A 15,892-nucleotide genomic window follows, 5' to 3' on the forward strand; every position below is an offset into this window, starting at 1 on the left:
GCCTTCCCCCTGGACAGAGACCGAGGCGACGGCGGTCACTCGGACATCTACCGGAGAGGACGCGGATGGGACAGCACGTGGCCAAGGAGCGGTTCTCCGAAGCGGAGTTCGCACGTTTCGGTGAACGCCTGAAGGACTCGCTCACCGCGCTCGACAATGTGCTCGCCCGCCCCGGTTTCGGCGCGGGCCCCGCCACTCTCGGCGCCGAGCTGGAGCTTTTCCTCATCGACGGCAACGCGCGGCCCCTGCGCCGCAACAAGGACGTCCTCGAGGCCGTGGACGACGACCGGGTGGTGCTGGAGCTCGGCAGCTTCAACCTGGAGGTGAACCTCACGCCGCTGCCGCTGGCCGGCCGTCCGTTCACCGCGCTGGAGGCCGAGATACGCGACACCATGACGCGGGTGGACGAGGCGGCGCACGCGTACGGCGGCCGGGTCGTGCCGATCGGCATCCTGCCGACGCTCACCGAGTTCGACTTCGGACCGGACTCGATGAGCGACGAGAAGCGGTACAAGGCGCTGAGCAGCGGCATCCGGCGGGTGCGCGAGGAGCCGTTCCGGGTGCGGATCGCCGGGGTGGAGCGGCTGGACCTGGAGGTCGAGGACGTCCTGCTGGAGAGCGCCAACACCTCGTGGCAGGTCCATCTGCGCACGCCGCCTGAGGCGTTCGCCGCCGCGTACAACGCCGCGCAGCTCGCCATCGGGCCGGTGCTCGCGGTGAGCGGCAACTCGCCGGCCTTCCTCGGCAGGGAGCTGTGGGAGGAGACCCGCATCGCGTTGTTCGAGGCCTCGGCCGACGACCGTGACCCCGAGCGGCTGTGGCGGGTCGGCGGCCGGGTCTGCTTCGGGTCCGGCTGGGTGCGCGAGGGGGCCGCCGAGCTGTTCGCGCTCAGCGTGCGGGAGTACGAGCCGGTCATGCCGGTCATCTCTGACGAAGACCCGCTGGAGGCGGTGCGTGCCGGCCGCGTCCCCGAGCTGGACGAGCTGCGGCTGCACCAGGGGACCGTCTGGCAGTGGAACCGGCCCGTGTACGACCCCGCCGACGGCGGCCACCTGCGGGTGGAGCTGCGCGCACTACCCGCCGGGCCCACCGCACCCGACATGGCGGCCAACGCGGCGTTCCTCGTCGGCCTGGTCCGGGCCACCGCCGCCGACCCGTCGTGGACGGAGGAGTTCCCGTTCGCCGACGCCTACCGCAACTTCTACCGCGCGGCGCGCGGCGGCCTCGACGCCGAGCTCGCCTGGCCGGGCCGCGACGGGTACGTCCCGGCGTACGAGCTGGCTCTCGATCTGCTGCCGGTGGCCCGCGACGGCCTGGTGTCGTCCGGCGTGGACCCCGAGGAGGCCGGCCGCCTGCTCGACGTGGTCGCCGAACGCGTACGGCTGCGCCGCACCGGCGCCGGCTGGCAGCGCCGCGCGCTCGCCGCGCTCGGCGCCGAGCCGGGGGTCCGTGCGGCCATGCTGGAGCACTACCGCGCGCTGTCGTTCACCCACGCACCCGTGCACACGTGGCCCGACCCGCTGGAGGACCTCGGCGTCCCCGCCGCGTCCCCGGCCGCCGGCCGGTGAGGGTCACGGCCCGTCGGGGTCGACTCCGGTGAGGGAACTGCCGTAGCTGAGGGCCACGAGCTGCGCCACCGCGTTGTGCGCGCCGAGCGGCTCGGCGCAGCCGGCCCCCACCGACTCGGCGGCGTCGGTGATGCGCCTGGGGTCGATCTCCGGGCCGATCAGGAACGGGGACAGCGCGAGGCGTGAGGCGCCGATGTTCCGCAGGCGCTGCGCGGCGTCACCCACGCCGGGGGAGGCGTCCAGGGACGCGGCCACCACGGGAAGCGTGAGACGCGCGGCCAGCAGCACGACGGTGGCGTCGGCCGCGCGGACGGCCTCCTGGCCGCCGACCGTTCCGATGATGATGCCGTCCACCGGGGCCGCGATGTTGAACAGCCGCATGCGGTCGGCACGCGCGAGGCCGCCGTCGGCCAGCTTGACGTGCAACGCCTCGGCGAGCAGCGGATGGGGGCCGAGCGGGTCGGCGACGGTCGTGAGCACGCCGCTCTCGGCCACCGCCTCCCGTACGGCGCGGTACACCTGAGGGTGCGGGCCGGTGACCATGGGGACCACGACGGCGGCGGTGGCGCCGTCCGGCCGCTTGGCGGCGCAGTCGGCCAGGGTCTCGGCGAGGCTCATCTTGGGGTCGCCGAGGTGGACCAGTTTCACGTCGAGCTGCGGATGATCGACGCAGACGATGGTCTTGACGTCGCTCGGCACGTCGCTTTCCGCGCCGGGAGCGGCCAGCACGAGGGCAGGCGCCTCCGGCGGCAGGTTCGCCGGCACCGGCCGGCGATGCCGTCCGGAGGTGGTACGGAACGAGCGCCCGCGGACCGGGAGCTCGTGTGGAGCGTGGTGACCATCGTTCACAACGGCGGATTTTACGGGGTATGGGGCGAATTTTGAGTCGGATTCGCCTAGGTAGGTGACAGTGGGGTTTCCCACAACCGGTTCAGGACACTTGATTTTGGGTCTCGGCCCGACAGCGGGTGTCAACCGTCCGTAATCATTCGAGATCATGACAGGGTTGTTTCGCGCGTCGCGGCGGTGAGCGGGCCGGACGTACCGGGTGGCCGGGCCGCAAAGTTTTTTCACGTTCCGGCGTGTCCCCGCGCGTCACGGTGCCGTCTCAGCGCTCGACGACGCCGACCCCGCCGACGGCCCACACCGTCTCAGGTGCCGGCAGCGATTCGCCGGGTTCCGGCCGCCAGTGCGGGATGTACACCACGCCGGGCTCGACCAGCCGCAGGCCGTCGAAGAACCGCTCCACGTCGGCCTTGGTACGGAGCTGGCTACGGCGCACGCCTTCCGCCGCGCCGGACCCCTTGTAGATCTTGGCCAGCTCGGCGGTGGCCTCCGGTTTCGGGTCGGACACCGAGTGCGCGACGGCGATGTGACTGCCGGGGACCACCGCGTCACGGTAACCCGCGACGGCCTCGGCCGCCTCGTCGTCGTCGGTCACCATGAGCAGCGTGAAGTGCAGCAGTACCGCCACCGGCCGCGCCAGGTCGATGAGCCCCTTCACCCGCGGGTGGCCGAGGATGTACTCGTGGTCGCGCAGGTCGGCTTCGATGACGACGGTGTCCGCGGTGTTCTCCAGCAGGGCCTCCGAGTGGAGCGCCACCACCGGGTCGTTGTCGACGTACACGACGCGCGACCCCGGCGCCGCCGCCTGCGCGACCTCGTGGACGTTGCCGGTGGTGGGGAGGCCGCAGCCGAGGTCGAGGAACTGGCGCACCCCCACGCTCGTCAGATGGCGCACCACTCGTGCCAGATGGCGCCGGCCCTCGCGGCACATCAGTGGCAACTCGGGTGCGATGTCCAGCATGTGACGGGCCGCCTCACGATCGGCAGCGAAATTGTCCTTACCACCCATGAAGTAGTCGAACATGCGCGCGTAGCTGGGGATGGTGGGGTCGAACCCCAGGCGTTCGGCGCGGGTGACATCCATCACTTATCCCCCGTTCCGCCGGAAAACCGACGATGCGCCGGTGGGGGCGACGATATCTCGCCATCCGAGGTTCTCGCGACTGATGTCCACGCGACGCGGATCGGTCCGGCAAGTCAGCGGTACGACGTGAGACCAGTGTGCACGCTGAAACGGTCGGATGTCCGGTTAACAGGGGATCCAATCGGCCTCGCACCGTTCTGCGGCGTCTGCTCGGGTCGCTCGGCGGCCCGCGGAAGCCGGAAGCCGGCCCAGACCGCCTTGCCGGGGCAACGCAACGGGGCCCAGCCCCACTTGTGGCTGAGCCCCTCGACGACCCGCAGTCCGCGTCCGCCTTCCGCGGAGAAGTCCACCTCGCGCGGCGCGGGCCGGTTGTCGCTCGGATCGGTGACCACGCAGAGCAGGGACTCGCGGGTGAGGGCCAGGACGATGCGTACCGGCTGGCCGGCCGGGGCGGCGTGCTCGGCGAGGCCGTGGCGCAGCGCGTTGATGACGAGTTCCCCCATGACCAGCTCGACGTCGTCGAGCAGCAGGGCCAGCCCCCAGGCGTCCAGCGTGCTGATGGTGAATCTGCGCGCGGTACGGGCCGCGTACGGGTCGTGGCGCAGGTCGCAGACGGCGAGGAGCACTTCGGCGGGGGGATCGGCGCGGTCGTCGATCCAGGGGCCCGCCGGGGACAGGACACGGTCCAGCGCCGCCAGCCATAACTCCCACTTGTCGTCGCTGACGCCAGTGGGTTTGTGGGGGTCTGTCCGATAACCGGTCATAGGTAGGCCCTGTGAGGTTAGGTGATGCTATGGAGACGATGAACCGCTTAATCCATAGTGCTCCCCTTCGCTGTGCACATGCAAGTACCGATGCACGTGCAAACGCACAGACACTATGATGAGGTTCGCACCGGAGAGCGCCAAGAGGGGGTTCTCGTGCGGTGGGGGGCCCGGCGAGGTTTCTGTCTGTTTCGTCGGGTTTCGTCGGATCTGACGGCGACGAAGAGGCAAGATGAACGAAATATCCAACGGCATGCTCGCGTCCGCACTGGACTCCGCGGTGGACGGGGTGCGTTGGCGCAAGAGTGAGCGCAGCAACCCGAGCGGCAACTGCGTCGAGCTCGCCGGGCTCCCCGGCGGCGGCGTCGCGGTCCGCAACTCCCGCCATCCGGCCGGTCCGGTACTGGTTTACAGTCGCGGAGAAATGGCCGCTTTCATCCTTAGTGCGAAGAACGGCGACTTCGATGACCTGGCGCTTTGACCAGTACCGAGGTTACGGAGGGTTCAAAATCGTAGCCTAAGGGTGATGTTGGGGTATATCTCAATTGGGGAGTCGGGAGTATCGTGAACTTCTCTGTGACCGCGAGAAGTGAGACCAAGATCAGTTCGACTCCCCTGAAGGACTAACGATGATCACTGCCCGGGCCGAAGGGGACGAGACCCCGCTCAACATGATGGCTCGGGAACGCGGCAGCTCCACGGTCCTGCGCATCCTGCTCGGCTCCCAGCTGCGCCGGCTGCGCGAGAAGCACGGGATCACCCTGGAGGCCGCGGGCCACTCCATCCGAGCATCCCACTCCAAGATCAGCCGCATGGAGCTGGGCCGGGTCGGCTTCCGCGTACGCGACATCCGCGACCTGCTGACCCTGTACGGCGTCGTCGACGAGACCGAACGCCAGGCCCTCCTCTCCCTTGTCGAACAAGCCAACCGGCCCGGCTGGTGGCACAACTACGACGACGTCCTCCCCAACTGGTTCGAGGCCTACATCGGCCTGGAGGAAGCCGCCACCCGCATCCGCGCCTACGAGGTCCAGTTCGTCCCCGGCCTCCTCCAGACCGCCGACTACACCCGAGCCGTGGTGAAACTCGGCCACCCCGAAGGCACCGAGGAAGAGATCCAGCGCCGCGTCGACCTCCGCATGGCCCGCCAGAAGCTCCTCCACCGCGCGAACCCCCCACACCTGTGGGCCGTGGTGGACGAAGCGGCACTGCGCCGCCCCCTGGGTGGCCGCGACGTCATGCGGGCCCAGCTGGAGCACCTCATCGAGATGATCGCTCTCCCCAACGTCACCCTCCAGGTGATGCCCTTCAGCGCCGGCGGCCACGCCGCCGCCGGAGGCCCCTTCAGCATCCTGCGCTTCAGCGAACGCGATCTCCCCGACATCGTGTACCTGGAGCAACTGACCAGCGCCATCTACCTGGACAAACGAGACGACCTCGACCGCTACCAGGCCGTCATGGAACGCCTCTGCCTGGACGCCGTCCCCGTCTCGGAAACCCGCCAGACCCTCACCACTCTCCTCGACCAGATCTGACGCCTCGCCGCCTCCGGTCAAGGTCTGGCTCCCGGGATCCGGTGATCCCGGGAGCCTGAGGACCACCTCCGGCCCCGCGCCGTCAGAAGTCGAACTCACCCTTCTTGGCACCGTCGATGAAGGCGTCCCAGACGGCGGCCCGCACCACGAACGGGGGCTGGTGCGGGGCCTCGGTGTCGCGGATCCCCACACGTCCTCCCGACAGCGGCGCCACCTCCAGGCAGTTGCCTTGGTTGGATGCGCTCTTGGTCGCCTTGCGCCAGGTGGCGGTTTTCAGTTCGTCGCTCAGGTCCATGATTTTTGCGCCTCTCTGATCAACGAGATCGAGACATGTTGCGGGTGTGCCTCGGCCCGGATCTGGTCGTACCTTGCGCGGATGGCTTCGACGTCGTCCGGTTGGTTCGTTACGTGTCCGTGAGTGGCGGATTCGATGTACACGGTATCCGTACGTCCTCGGAGTTGCGCGAGGATAAATGCTCCGGACACCCCGGTGGTGGCACCCAACGCCAGGGGGACCACTTGAATGGTGATCCTGTGTGAATCGACGATGTCCATGAGGTGTTGCAGTTGACGGCTCATGATGTCGGTGCCCCCGATGGGACGGCGCAGTACACCCTCGTCGAGTACCACCCGTAGCATCGGCGGATTGGCGCGGCTCAAGACCGTCTGGCGTTTCATGCGTGCCTGGACGGCGGTATGGACCTGCTCGTCCGTGATCCCGGGCTCACCGCGGATGACCGCGCGGGCATATGCCTCTGTCTGAAGCAGACCGGGGACGACCAGTGGCTCCCAACTGTGCAGCGTGTGAGCCTCCTTCTCCACGTCGAGCCAGTCGCGGAACCATCGCGGACTGGCCCCCTGCGTGAGATCGGCCCAAAGACGGACGAGGTCACCGCCGGCGCCGACCGCGTCGTCGTACCGCTGCATGAAGTTGTGACTGGGGTTGCGCTCACCCCGTTCGATGAAGCCGATCAGGCTCTGGCTGAACTGGATGACACCGGCCAGCCGGTCCTGGGTGATATTCGCACGATTCCGGTGCTTACGCATTTCGGCGCCGAGCAGGATCAGTGGTTTCGTGGGTGGGACCGGTTCGGGGGGTACGGACATCGCCACTCCGTCCGACAAGGAAAAGCTACTCCTCAGCACACTCAGCACACCGGCAGTACAAATTGTCCGCCGGTGTGCGCGGGGTTCCGATCCACAACGTAGCTGGTCCAGGGCACTCTGTGCGGTGATTCGAAAAGTTCACGAGTCACCGGGAAAAGGCATCACGCCGTATTCCCCGATTGCCCCAGAGGAGCGGCATGTCTGAAATGACGGACGGAGTACATTCCGTCTACTGGGACCTCCCCCAAGACCCCGCGATCGCCGGAAAAGCCCGCGCGATGGCAGGCGAGGCGGTCGATACCTGGGGCATCTCCTGGGCCCACGACGACGTCGTCACCGTGGTCGGCGAACTGCTCGCCAACGCGCTCACCCACGGCGAGCCTCCGGTACGCCTGTCCCTCTGGACCGACCGCCGGCACCTCTGGGTCCAGGTGACCGATCACGGCGCACGACGGCCACGCCGCCTGCGCCTGGACGTGGAAGCGGTACACGGCCGCGGCATGGCGATCGTCGCCGCACTGGCGGACGACACAGGAGTGGCACCACTCACCGATTCCCCCGGCAAGGCGGTCTGGGCCTGCTGGCGCCTCAGGTGAGCCCCCTGCCGTCCGGCCGCGTGCCGGCGAGGTCAGGGATCAGGTCCCGCGGGTCGGCGCGTGCCGGCACCACCGGTGGGGACGGAATTGTCGCGGGAGACCGCTAGTGTCCTTGGCGAGGTGCCGCACCTGATCTCGGGGGGCCAACGGTGACCGTGCTGGCGGGGCCGCATGCGACGGCGGTCGAGGCGTCGGTGGAGCGGCTGGTGTTCGTGCGGGAGGACGAATACACCGTCGCGCGGGTGAGTGCCGACGGGGTGGGGGAGTTCGTGGCGTCGGGGCGAGCACTGGCGGGGGTGCAGCCGGGGGAGACGGTGCGGCTGACGGGGGAGTGGGATCGGCATCCCCGGCACGGTGGACGTCTGGTGGTGGAGCTGTGCGAGCGGGTGGTGCCGTCCACGGTGCGGGCCATCCGGCTGTACCTGGGGTCGGGGCTGATCCGGGGGATCGGGCCGCGGCTGGCGCACGCGATCGTCAGCCACTTCGGGGAGCAGACGCTCACGGTGATCGACACGGCACCCGAGCGACTCACCGAGGTGATCAACATCGGGGTCACCCGGCAGGCGCAGATCGTGCAGGCGTGGGCCGAGCAGAAGGCGATCGCCGCGCTGATGATCGTCCTGCAGGGCTTCGGGGTCAGCCCGCTGCTCGCGGCCAAGATCTACCAGGTGTTCGGCGACGACTCGGGCGAGGTCCTCGCCACCGACCCCTACCGGCTGATCGGCCGGGTCAGGGGCATCGCGTTCCACACGGCCGACCGCATCGCGCTGCGTTCGGGGGTGCCGGAGTCCAGCCCCCGGCGGGTCCAGGCGGCGGTCGTCGACCGGCTCGACTCGGCGGCGGCGCGCGACGGCCACTGCTTCCTGCCGCTGCCCGCGCTGGTCGCCGCGGTGGCCGAGCTCGTCGGCCAGGACGACGACCTGGTCCACCGGGCCGTGGACGCGCTGGCCGCCGAGCGTCGCGTCGTCGTGGAGGCGTCGCCGTCCGACCCGGGCCAGGCGGTGGTGTACGCCAAGGAGCAGCACGCGCGCGAGGTCGCGCTCGCGGGGCACCTGGCCCGGCTCCTCACGGCCCGCTCCACTCTCCCGATGCGCGCCTACGCCGAGGACGAGAGCCTGGACGAGGACCAGCGTGCCGCGGTGAACCTGGCGCTGACCAGCACCGTGTCCGTCATCACCGGCGGCCCCGGCTGCGGCAAGAGCCACACGCTGAAGGTGATCGCGGCGACCGTGCGGGCCATGGGTGGCACCGTCACCCTGGCCGCGCCGACAGGCAAGGCGGCCCGCCGGCTGTCGGAGCTCACCGGCCTGCCCGCGACGACCGTGCACCGGCTGCTCGCGCGGCGGCCGGAGCCCGAGGAGGGCCTGCTGTTCCACCGGTCCCCGGCCGAGGCCGACCTGGTCGTGGTGGACGAGGCCTCCATGCTGGACCTCCACCTGGCCACCCGGCTGGCGTCCGCGATCCCGTCCGGCGGCCACCTGCTGCTGGTCGGGGACGGCGACCAGTTGCCGAGCATCGGGCCCGGCAGCGTCCTGGCCGACCTGCTGCGTGTGCCGGGCATCCCGCGGGTGCGGCTGACCCGGGTGTTCCGTCAGGCGCAGGACAGCGGCATCGTCCGGGCCGCGCACCGCGTCCGGGCCGGTGAGCTGCCCGGCCTGCCCGGCGGGGGCGGCTTCTGGTTCGAGGAGCTGGCGGACCCCGAGCAGGTGGCCGACCGGGTGGTCCACCTGGCGACGGTGGCGATCCCCCGCAAGCAGAGCGTCACCGCCGACCGGGTCCAGGTGCTGTGCCCGATGCGCGGCGGCGTCACCGGCACCGCCGAGCTCGGCCGCAGGTTGCAGGAACGCCTGAACCCCGCGCGCGAGGGTGCGCCGGAGCACTGGTCGGGCCCGTCGGTCTTCCGGGCCGGGGACCGCGTGATGCCGATCCGCAACAACTACGACAAAGGCGTGTTCAACGGCGAGACCGCCACGGTCACCGCCGTGGACCCGCAGGAAAGGCTGATCGAGATCCGCACCGACGAGGGGGAGACCGTGCGCTACTCCTTCGGCGAGCTGGACGAGCTCAGTCACGCCTACGCGATCAGCGTGCACCGTTCCCAGGGCAGCGAGTACCCGTTCGTGGTCGCGCCGATCGTCGCCGAGGCGGGAGGGGTGATGCTCCGCCGGCAGTTGCTGTACACGCTGGTCACCCGGGCGAAATCGTGGGTGGTGCTTGTCGGCGACCGCGAGGCCCTCGAACTGGCCGTGCACCGTACGGGCCGCCGCAGGCACACAGGCCTGGCCCCGAGACTCGCCCTCGCTCTGGACGGCTGACGCACCCCGCCGCGTGCCACCCCAGTACCATCGTGCAATGACCGATATGACCGAAACCACGCCAGGCTGGCTCAGTCCCGAGGACCTGGAGTCGGCCAGGGCGCGGATGCCGATCCTCTACGTCGACGCGGTGCCTGTGCGGGTGGACGACAAGGGAGTCGTGACCCGGGTCGGCCTGCTGCTGCGCATCGGATCGGACGGCCTGGTCAGCCGCGCTCTCGTCTCCGGCCGCGTCCTGCACCATGAGCGTGTCCGTGACGCGTTGATGCGCCACCTGGAGAAGGACCTCGGCCCGGTGGCGCTGCCGCACGTCCCCGCGTCGCCGCAGCCGTTCACCATCGCCGAGTACTTCCCGACGCCGGGGGTCACGCCGTACCACGACCCCCGGCAGCACGCCGTCTCGCTGGCGTACGTCGTCCCGGTGGCCGGCGACTGCCGTCCCCGGCAGGACGCGCTCGACCTGGTGTGGTTCACCCCGGAGGAGGCCGTGTCCCCCGGGGTGCAGCAGGAGATGACCGGCGGGCAGGGCACGCTCCTGAAGCAGGCGCTGGCTTTCGCCGGCCGCCTCGTCTGACGGCCCCCCGTCAGCCGGGGACGAGGGCCGGGGTGGGAGTGACCCGGTGACCGCTCGACTCGGCGAGGTGCGCGAACCGGACGGCGTTGTGGAGCGCGGCGGCGTTGGGGTCGTTGTTGAAGTAGACGTAGATGTCGCCCCCCGGCCAGGTGCTCGTCAGGCGGTGCAGCCACGACCGCAGTGAACGTTCGCCGTAGGACGGCCACGGGGTGGCGCGGCCCTGGTGGAAACGCATGTAGCCCCAGCCGGCGGTGCGCCACAGCGGGGTGGCGGGACGGCCGAGGACATCGGCCCAGCACAAAGTGGCGCCGTGGGTGGTGAGCACGTCGCGCACCTGCGGCGTCCACCAGGAGGCGTGGCGGGGTTCCACGGCCACGCGCACCTGGGACGGGAAGCGGCGCAGGCACTCGTCCAGGCGTGCGGGATCGGCCTGCAGGGTCGGGGGGAGTTGCAGGAGGACCGGCCCCAGTTTGGGACCGAGACCCTCGGCGGCGGCGAGCAGGCGGTGGACCGGTTCCTCAGGGTCCTTCAGGCGTTTGATGTGGGTGAGGAACCGGCTGGCCTTGACCGCCATGACGAAGCCGTCCGGGGTGCGGTCGCGCCACGACGCGAAGGTCTCGCGGGACGGCAGGCGGTAGAAGGCGTTGTTGTTCTCCACCGTCGCGAAGGAGCCGGCGTAGCGTTCCAGCCAGAGGCGCTGGGGGACGCTGCGGTACAGGACGTCCCGCCAGTGCGCGTACTGCCAGCCGGAGGTGCCGACGAGGATCACCAGGACCATCCCCTCTCGGGGACTGCATGCCCGAGGCGGCCCGCGTCACACCCGGCCGAGGAGCTCCTCGAATCCCTCGCACGATATCGCCGGCGAATTCCAGGTGCGGGCCACCAGGCATCCCAACGGTTTCGGGACGCCGGAATGGACGATGAGCAATGGCCGGCCCCCACGGCACCGTCGCAGGACATCCCGGACCGAATATCCCGGACAGTGACGCTGATCGCTACTGAACGCGATGTGCCACCGAGCGCTGTTTCTCAGCCGGATGCGGCCGGACTGGATTCCAGCCCGGCGATGTGCTCGGTCGTCGACCATCCCCCCCGGACGCAAGAATGTTCTTGCTCGCATATGAGCCTGACCAGCACGCGCCGCGTCGTGGCGAACCGTGAGGGTGAAATTCGTGCCCCTTCGGGGAAACAGCCCGTGAACCGCCTGTCAGGAGCCGTGACACGGGCCCACGTCCCGACAAGGCTGACCCACCCGCGCCTGCCACCGGACCCCATCAATGACGAAACGGGTCCCTGGAAGCAGTGCATAGCCCGGGCCATTTAGTTGAGGCGAGGAATTTCCCCACTGATCGAGCCTTGGAGACAGGTTTTCGTGATATCGCTATAGGCTCCATCATCATGATTATGAATATCTTGAAGACGGGCCGCAGGGTCCCCGCCCTGATCTCGGCGGTGATGGCCTGCCTCGTGATGGGTGTGCCGGCCCAGGCGGACACCGCGAGAACCACTGACGGCGCCGTCGTCATGACCGATGCCGGCGCGGTGCGTGGCACTGTCGCCACCGATCACCGCCGCTTCCAGGGCATTCCCTTCGCCGCGCCGCCGGTCGGCGCGTTACGGTGGGTGCCGCCGCGTCCTGCCGAGCCGTGGCGGGGAGTGCGCGACGCCTCCCGGCCGGGGAATCGCTGCGCGCAGAACGCCGACGCCATCTCAGGGCTACCCGGCAGCGCCTCCGAGGACTGCCTCTACCTCGATGTCACCACGCCGCGAAGCTCGCGCGGCCTCCGGCCGGTCATGGTGTGGGTGCACGGAGGCGGGTTCAGCGGCGGCTCCGGCAGCGACTACGACGTGCGGCGTCTGGCCGTCCGGGGTGACGTCCTGGTCGTCACGGTCAACTACCGGCTGGGGGCTTTCGGGTTCTTCGGGTACCCGGGGCTGGCCGGCTCGGGCACCTTCGGGCTGATGGACCAGCAGGCGGCGCTGCGCTGGGTACGTCGCAACGCGGTGGCGTTCGGCGGGGATCCCCGCCGGGTGACCCTGTTCGGCCAGTCCGCGGGAGGTGACAGCATGTGCGCACAGCTCGCCTCGCCGGCGGCGCGGGGGCTCTTCCACCGGGTGGTGATCCAGAGCGGGTCCTGCACCGAGCTGAACGTGCCGGACGTGATGTTCCCCGGCGTCGGCGCCGAGTACGACACCTGGAAGCCGCGCGCGCTCGCCGAGGGCATCGGTTCGCGGGTGGCGTCCCGGCTCGGCTGCGCCGACCCGGCCACGGCTCTGGAATGCCTGCGCCGTGTCCCGGTGGCCGATCTGCTGGCGCCGCAACAGCCGCCGGTGTTCTGGAGCCCGGCGTACGGCACACCCACCCTTCCCGTCCATCCCGCGCGGGCACTACGCGACGGCGCGTTCAACCGCGTACCGGTGCTGGCCGGGACGACCCGCGACGAGGGCTCCTTCTTCGCCGCCACCTACCCGCCCCTCGACGAGACCGCCTACCGGGGCCTGCTCGCGCTCTCCTTCGGCGGCGACGCCGAACGGGTGGCCGAGCTCTACCCGGCGGGAACGTCGCCACGTCAAGCCTTGGGCTCGGTGATCAGCGACCGTGGGTACGCTTGCCCGAACCGGCGCAACGACCAGCTACTCGCCCGCTGGGTGCCCGTCCACGGATACGAGTTCGCCGACCGCGACGCTCCCCAGTCGTTCGAGTTCCCGCAGCCGCGTGACTTCCCCCTCGGGGCCTACCACGCCTCGGAGCTCCCCTACCTGTACGACATCATGGGCCTGGACATCACCCTGACGCCGGACCAGCGACGGCTGGGGGACACGATGATCGGCTACTGGAGCCGCTTCGCCACCGTGGGCAAGCCGGACGTCACCTGGCCCCCGGTGCCGCTGGTGCGGTCTCTGGAACCGGGCGGCGTGCGCACCGCCGACCTGAACACCCGGCACAACTGCGACTTCTGGGATTCCCTGCTCTGAGCCGGCGTCGGGTGTCATGGCGAGAGGAATTCGCCGCACTCCGCAGGAGGTGCCGGTCGGGGTGAAGGGCATGTGAAAGCCGCGAAATTTCCGGCGTATGACACTAGTCGCCCCCCGAGGCCTTCTTGCCGCCCCATCCGGCCAGCGACAGACTGGCGGCGACGGCCAGGCCGTAGCAGGCCAGCCGCACGCCGAAGCCGCCGGGGAGCCAGGCGAGCAGTCCGGCGTTCTCATGGTCCACGAGCAGCCGGACCGCTCCCTGCGCGCCGACGACGAGCAGCACCATGCCGGCGACCAGCCCTGTCACGTTCCTCATCGAATCCCCTAAGTTTGTGGTGCGATCGCACCATAACATGGTTTTGGTACGATCGCACCAGCAAGGAAGGGACGGACATGCCCCGACAGGCGGATCACGACCTGCGCCGCCGGCAGATCGCGCAGGCCGTGTGGCGGCTCGCCGCACGGGGCGGCCTGGAGGACGTCACACTGCGGAACGTCGCCGCCGAGGCCGGGGTCTCGGTGCGGCTGCTGCAGTACTACTTCGGCACCCGTTCCCGGCTCCTGCTCGGCGCTCTGGAGATCCTCAACGCCGACGCCGAGCGACACGCCAAGGAACGGCTGGAACGGCTCGGCCCGGACCCCGGGGTCCGGGCCGCCGTCCGCATGGTGTTGCTCGAACTGCTTCCCCTGGACGAGGAACGACGCAACCGCCACCTGGTGTACGTCGCGTACTTCGTCCGCTTCCTCACCGACCCGGCCCTCGCCGAGGCCGTACGCGACACCCCCCACGCACTGGAGGAACTGGTCGCCGGCCTCCTCGCGCAGGGCCAGGCGACCGGCCTGGTCCCCCCGGACGTCGCCACCGGCCCGGAAGGCGCCTTCCTGGTCGCGGCCGCCGGCGGGCTGCAGGCCGGCATGCTGCTCGGCCAGTACACCGCCGAACAGGTCGTGTCCCTGATCGACCACCAGCTCGGCCGCCTGTTCGGCTGAGGGCGGCTGACCGTGCTCAGATCTCGGCCAGCCGGCCCAGCAGCCCGGCCGCGGTCTCGACGTCCTCGGTGAGCGGCCGGTCCCCGGTGCGAGGGTCCAGAACGGCCGCGGCGACGGCGAAGGCCTCGCCGGCCGGGGTGGCGGGGGAGAGGGCACGGCCGCGCAGGGCCCGAACGGCGGTGACGAGCTCGCACGCCAGCACCAGGCGGTAGGCGCGGCCGGCATCGAGGGTCTGCCGGGCGGCCTGGGAGGCGAAGCTGGCGTGCTCCTCCAGGCCGCGGGACACCGCGGTGTGGCCGAGCGAGGCCGGGTACGCGCGGGCACGCAGCTCGGCCAGCGCCGAGGACGCCGAGTACTCCAGCACCATCAGGCCCGAACTGCCGTCCGGGCCGTCGGCGAGGAAGGGGCGCAGGCCGGTGAAGGCCGGGTCCATGAGGGACGACAGGCGGGCCGCCGACAGGTGCGCGGTGTTCAGCACCGCCAGCCGCAGGTGGTCCAGCGCGAGGGTGAGGGACGCGAGGTGGAACCCTCCGTGGTGGTGCACGGTCCCGGCGGAGGCGTCGACCAGCGGGTTCTCCGCCGCCGCGTTGATCTCCACAGCCAAGGTCCGTTCCAGCGCGTCCGCCGCCTCGACGGCAGCGCCGTGCACCTGCGGATGACAACGGTGAGCGAAGGGGTCCTGGACCCGCGCCGGGACCGGCCGGTCGTCCCCGAGCAGCCGTCGCGCCTCGGGGGCCGGTCCCCCGGGGTCCTGGCGCACCGGGACCGGCCGATCGTCCCCGAGCAGCCGCCGGGTCTCGGCGGCCACGGCGGCCGGCCCTGGATGAGGTCGTCTCACGTGGACGTACTCGTGGTAAGGCTCGGTCCCCGCATGCACCGCGACCAGCGACAACGCCGCCACGACCTGCGCCGCGCGCAGCGACCGCACGATCTGGTCCCACCCCAGCACCGCCTGGCCGACGGTCAGCGCGCCGCTGCTGCAGAACGCCAGCGCGTCCCCCGGCCGCGGCCGCACCGCCGCCGGAGGGCCGCCGTGCGCGTCCGGCGTCGCGACCCAGGGCCGCTCACCGGTCAAGGTGAGGGCCGTCTCGGCGAGCGCCGTCAGGTCCCCGGTGCCGAGGGACCCGAACTCGTGGACCCGCGGCAGATACCCCGAGCCGAGCGCCTCCGCCATCGCCACGGCGAACGCGGGATCGGTGCCGCCACCCCCCGCGAGGATCTGGTTGACCCGCACCGCGAGCATGGCCCGCACCTGCTCCGGCGGCAGCACGGCCCCGATGCCTCCGGCGTGGCTGCGCAACAGACGCACCCCGTGATCGTCCCCGGCCGCGGCCTGCGTCCGGTTGGCCCCCACCCCCGTGGTCCGTCCGTAGACCGCTCGCCGTCCCGCGACCTCCTCGGCCGCCGCACGCGCCGCCGCGGCCCTGCCGAGCCCGTCCGGACACAGCCGCACCCGCACGCCGTGCCGCGCGACGCTCGCGATGTCCGCCGCCGCGACACCCGCGCCGTCCAAGGTGATCGTGCGTGCCGCCATTTC

General features: G+C 70.7%; 16 protein-coding genes. 8 read left to right on the top strand and 8 right to left on the bottom strand.

What is annotated here, in order from left to right; translation table 11 throughout:
* The first annotated feature begins 65 nt into the window (after positions 1-65).
* On the top strand, positions 66-1,568 hold the full coding sequence (locus BJ992_RS12680) for a glutamate-cysteine ligase family protein (protein WP_184980644.1): 1,503 nt from the start codon (positions 66-68) through the stop codon (positions 1,566-1,568).
* 3 nt (positions 1,569-1,571) lie between these two features.
* Here BJ992_RS12680 and BJ992_RS12685 read toward each other — a convergent pair whose 3' ends face one another.
* The 3 genes from BJ992_RS12685 to BJ992_RS12695 form a co-directional block, all read right to left on the bottom strand.
* Positions 1,572-2,333: a sirohydrochlorin chelatase family protein gene (locus BJ992_RS12685; protein WP_184980646.1), complete on the bottom strand. Its 762-nt coding sequence runs from the start codon at positions 2,331-2,333 to the stop codon at positions 1,572-1,574.
* 343 nt (positions 2,334-2,676) lie between these two features.
* The gene (locus BJ992_RS12690; RefSeq protein WP_184980648.1) at positions 2,677-3,498 is read right to left on the bottom strand and encodes an SAM-dependent methyltransferase; all 822 of its coding nucleotides are present in this window, start codon (positions 3,496-3,498) and stop codon (positions 2,677-2,679) included.
* 113 nt (positions 3,499-3,611) lie between these two features.
* Positions 3,612-4,262 (bottom strand): ATP-binding protein, encoded by a 651-nt coding sequence (locus tag BJ992_RS12695; protein ID WP_184980650.1) that lies wholly within the window; start codon positions 4,260-4,262, stop codon positions 3,612-3,614.
* A gap of 232 nt (positions 4,263-4,494) precedes the next feature.
* Here BJ992_RS12695 and BJ992_RS12700 point away from each other — a divergent pair, with 232 nt between their 5' ends.
* Both BJ992_RS12700 and BJ992_RS12705 read left to right on the top strand, forming a co-directional pair.
* Positions 4,495-4,743 carry a DUF397 domain-containing protein gene (locus BJ992_RS12700; RefSeq protein WP_184980652.1) on the top strand — a complete coding sequence of 83 codons (249 nt, stop codon included), beginning with the start codon at positions 4,495-4,497 and terminating at the stop codon, positions 4,741-4,743.
* A gap of 148 nt (positions 4,744-4,891) precedes the next feature.
* On the top strand, positions 4,892-5,797 hold the full coding sequence (locus BJ992_RS12705) for a helix-turn-helix domain-containing protein (RefSeq protein WP_184980653.1): 906 nt from the start codon (positions 4,892-4,894) through the stop codon (positions 5,795-5,797).
* Positions 5,798-5,879: 82 nt separating this feature from the next.
* On the opposite strand, the gene BJ992_RS12710 is transcribed toward BJ992_RS12705, so the two are convergent.
* Both BJ992_RS12710 and BJ992_RS12715 read right to left on the bottom strand, forming a co-directional pair.
* Positions 5,880-6,092 carry a DUF397 domain-containing protein gene (locus tag BJ992_RS12710; protein ID WP_184980655.1) on the bottom strand — a complete coding sequence of 71 codons (213 nt, stop codon included), beginning with the start codon at positions 6,090-6,092 and terminating at the stop codon, positions 5,880-5,882.
* On the bottom strand, positions 6,083-6,904 hold the full coding sequence (locus tag BJ992_RS12715; protein WP_184980657.1) for a helix-turn-helix domain-containing protein: 822 nt from the start codon (positions 6,902-6,904) through the stop codon (positions 6,083-6,085). The genes BJ992_RS12710 and BJ992_RS12715 overlap by 10 nt, the downstream gene beginning before the upstream one ends.
* Before the next feature lie 197 nt (positions 6,905-7,101).
* Between BJ992_RS12715 and BJ992_RS12720 the strand changes: the two genes are divergently transcribed.
* The 3 genes from BJ992_RS12720 to BJ992_RS12730 all read left to right on the top strand — a co-directional run bounded on the left by BJ992_RS12720 (position 7,102) and on the right by BJ992_RS12730 (position 10,389).
* The gene (locus BJ992_RS12720) at positions 7,102-7,500 is read left to right on the top strand and encodes an ATP-binding protein (protein WP_184980659.1); all 399 of its coding nucleotides are present in this window, start codon (positions 7,102-7,104) and stop codon (positions 7,498-7,500) included.
* A gap of 149 nt (positions 7,501-7,649) precedes the next feature.
* Positions 7,650-9,815: an SF1B family DNA helicase RecD2 gene (recD2, locus tag BJ992_RS12725; RefSeq protein ID WP_184980661.1), complete on the top strand. Its 2,166-nt coding sequence runs from the start codon at positions 7,650-7,652 to the stop codon at positions 9,813-9,815.
* 37 nt (positions 9,816-9,852) lie between these two features.
* Complete coding sequence (locus BJ992_RS12730; protein ID WP_184980663.1) at positions 9,853-10,389, top strand: NUDIX hydrolase family protein; 537 nt, start codon at positions 9,853-9,855, stop codon at positions 10,387-10,389.
* 10 nt (positions 10,390-10,399) lie between these two features.
* On the opposite strand, the gene BJ992_RS12735 is transcribed toward BJ992_RS12730, so the two are convergent.
* Positions 10,400-11,167: a DUF72 domain-containing protein gene (locus BJ992_RS12735; protein WP_221474790.1), complete on the bottom strand. Its 768-nt coding sequence runs from the start codon at positions 11,165-11,167 to the stop codon at positions 10,400-10,402.
* A gap of 626 nt (positions 11,168-11,793) precedes the next feature.
* Here BJ992_RS12735 and BJ992_RS12740 point away from each other — a divergent pair.
* Positions 11,794-13,365 (top strand): carboxylesterase/lipase family protein, encoded by a 1,572-nt coding sequence (locus BJ992_RS12740; protein ID WP_184980665.1) that lies wholly within the window; start codon positions 11,794-11,796, stop codon positions 13,363-13,365.
* A gap of 103 nt (positions 13,366-13,468) precedes the next feature.
* Here BJ992_RS12740 and BJ992_RS12745 read toward each other — a convergent pair whose 3' ends face one another.
* Positions 13,469-13,681, bottom strand: a complete 213-nt coding sequence (locus BJ992_RS12745; RefSeq protein WP_184980667.1) for a hypothetical protein — start codon at positions 13,679-13,681, stop codon at positions 13,469-13,471.
* A gap of 77 nt (positions 13,682-13,758) precedes the next feature.
* Between BJ992_RS12745 and BJ992_RS12750 the strand changes: the two genes are divergently transcribed.
* A complete protein-coding gene (locus BJ992_RS12750) occupies positions 13,759-14,355 on the top strand; it encodes a TetR/AcrR family transcriptional regulator (protein WP_184980669.1) in 597 nt (198 codons plus the stop codon).
* 16 nt (positions 14,356-14,371) lie between these two features.
* On the opposite strand, the gene BJ992_RS12755 is transcribed toward BJ992_RS12750, so the two are convergent.
* On the bottom strand, positions 14,372-15,889 hold the full coding sequence (locus tag BJ992_RS12755; RefSeq protein ID WP_184980671.1) for an aromatic amino acid ammonia-lyase: 1,518 nt from the start codon (positions 15,887-15,889) through the stop codon (positions 14,372-14,374).
* Positions 15,890-15,892: the final 3 nt, after the last annotated feature.

This window comes from Sphaerisporangium rubeum (assembly GCF_014207705.1).
Classification (GTDB): Bacteria; Actinomycetota; Actinomycetes; order Streptosporangiales; family Streptosporangiaceae; genus Sphaerisporangium; species Sphaerisporangium rubeum.